The organism is Promicromonospora kroppenstedtii DSM 19349, from assembly GCF_000515355.1.
Classification (GTDB): domain Bacteria; phylum Actinomycetota; class Actinomycetes; order Actinomycetales; family Cellulomonadaceae; genus Promicromonospora; species Promicromonospora kroppenstedtii.
The window spans coordinates 946-1688 of the sequence record NZ_KI911615.1; the positions used below are offsets into that span (position 1 = coordinate 946).

A 743-nucleotide genomic window follows, 5' to 3' on the forward strand; every position below is an offset into this window, starting at 1 on the left:
GCGTGCGGTGGCGCCGCCGTCGGGCCCGGCCGGGTCGCCTGGCCGGCGTAGGCGGAGGTCGGCCAGGTCGACCCGGGCCACGAGCCCGACACGCTGCCGCGGGCCTGTCAGGCTCACCACCACGACGGACTCGACGGGCTCGAAGCCGAGCCGGTAGGGGATGTACGCGAGGAGGTCCTCCGGCCCGGCCACCCGGACCACGCGGGCGTTCGGCACCGCCGGAGCGCCTCCGCGGTTCGGGACGACGGTGCGCGGCGAAGCGCCGCCCCTGGGCGTCGTTCGGTCGGGGACGTCCCGGGCGGAGAAGTCACGCGCCGAGAGGTCACGGTCCGAGGAATCAGTGTCGGCGAGGCTGTCGGGAAGGCTGTCGGGGAGCCTGTCGGGAAGGCTGTCGGAGAAGCTGTCGGCGAGGCCACCATCAGGTAGGCCGTTGTCGGAGTTCGAGTGGACGTCGGGGTTCATGTCGACGATCCCAGCCCGCCGGCGACCCGCGAGCGCGCCCAGGAGGGCCGTGTGGACAACAGGCTTCCTGTGGTCGCGCTCGCGGCCGCACGGTGCCGTCGCGAGGGTCCGTCAGGAGGGTCTGCCCGATGGCCCCTCGCGGGGGTCAGCCACACAGGTTCCGGCCCCGTGCGATCCGCCCGCATCGCCGCACGCTGTCGCGGCCCCGCCCGGTGCGGCTACGGTGTGCGCGTGTCCCGCTTCGTCACAGCCCGCCGGACGGCCGCGCTCGCCGCCGCCGT

1 protein-coding gene is annotated in these 743 nt (G+C 75.1%); it reads right to left on the bottom strand.

Going from position 1 to position 743, the window contains the following annotated elements; all coding sequences use genetic code 11:
• Positions 1 to 462: DUF4192 family protein (locus PROKR_RS36820; RefSeq protein ID WP_036959882.1), on the bottom strand; the 462-nt coding region annotated here is incomplete at its 3' end.
• Positions 463 to 743: the final 281 nt, after the last annotated feature.